1 protein-coding gene is annotated in these 1203 nt (G+C 34.9%); it reads right to left on the bottom strand.

The features are described 5' to 3' along the window. Window positions 1-374: 374 nt before the first annotated feature. Window positions 375-1082 (bottom strand): hypothetical protein, encoded by a 708-nt coding sequence (locus tag AABK37_RS41430; RefSeq protein ID WP_432557186.1) that lies wholly within the window; start codon window positions 1080-1082, stop codon window positions 375-377. Window positions 1083-1203 lie beyond the last annotated feature (121 nt).

Genomic DNA, 1203 nt, shown 5'->3' with positions numbered 1-1203 from the left:
ATTTAACATAAACCCCTCCGATTTTGACTCTGGAGGGGATTTTATTGCTTTAATGTTATGCCTGCGAACCCTCTAAAGCATAACTAGCAACTTGGGTTACTAGAAATCCAGTCTACAAAGTGGATTTATTCCCTTTTCCTGCACCCTCTTGACAAAAGAGCAATTACCTTAACCTCTCACGGATGTTCTATATATAGGTTTAGATATGTATGCATGAGCAAGGTTGTTGCTTAGTATTGGTATTAGTAGTAAAAAATTAGAACTCTTATTTATGAGAGTATTACTTATTTGGTTTAATATATACACTTTGTCAAAGCGTTACAGCTTCCGTAACTTTTATCCCATTTTAACTGGATATGACAGGTAATAATAAGTCAATAGCTAGATTGTGGCGTAGTAATAACTTTTCTATAACACTTCCAAGAACCAGCTTGATCAATATGAGCAACAGACCCCGGATATTTTTTGTTACAAGCTTTATCCATATTTATATTAACATGACACCTCCAAGAAGACTCATTCATAAATTTAATTTGAATAGGTTTTGCATCGTTATTAGGATATTGGTCTTTACACACTTGCTTAAGATCGAGTCCGCCCAGTTCTAGTTCTTGAAAAGGAAGTTGACCTTTGGAAGAAGGATTTTTTTGTAGTTCAATTTTAGTGGGTAATTCTTCAGGCTCCATGTAAAATGGTTTAGTCGTCTTCGGGTCTGTCTGCAAATTTACATAATAAGTTTCTGATTTGTACCCTTTTTTATTTAAGATAATCTTTATCGTTTTTCTTGTAGGTATCTCAATTTCAAGATAACCAATAGAATCAGTTTTTTTTAAAGTTGGTGGACCATCAGAAACAATCTGAACCTCTACATCACGGATAAAGCTGGCATCACGTTTATTTTGTACAGTGATGTTAATCTCTTGAAATTCAGGATCTACAGATTTAGAAGATTCAGAGGGAGAGCCTTGAGACTGCTTATTGAAAAGGGGTTCTATACCCATGTATCCAGCAATACCAAAAATACCTACAACCACTACCATCAAAATTTTGACCCAAATGGGTGCATCTTTGAAAGCTTGCATAGCAGTATTAAAAATAACTACAGCGGATTGCAGGTAGGTGTAGTACAATAAAACCAGTGGTTCAATGTTTAAGATGAAACCTTACTCCGTCGATTTTCGGCAAAAAATAATCAAAGCTTAC

The sequence above is a fragment of the Tolypothrix sp. VBCCA 56010 genome, from assembly GCF_050875635.1.
GTDB lineage: Bacteria > Cyanobacteriota > Cyanobacteriia > Cyanobacteriales > Nostocaceae > Hassallia.
The sequence above is the reverse complement of the archived record's forward strand: the minus strand, read 5'-3'. Positions and strand labels throughout refer to the sequence as shown.

Coding starts and splice junctions, on each gene's coding strand:
- AABK37_RS41430 (WP_432557186.1), bottom strand. CDS start 1,082: ATGCAAGCTTTCAAAGATGCACCCATTTGGGTCAAAATTTTGATGGTA.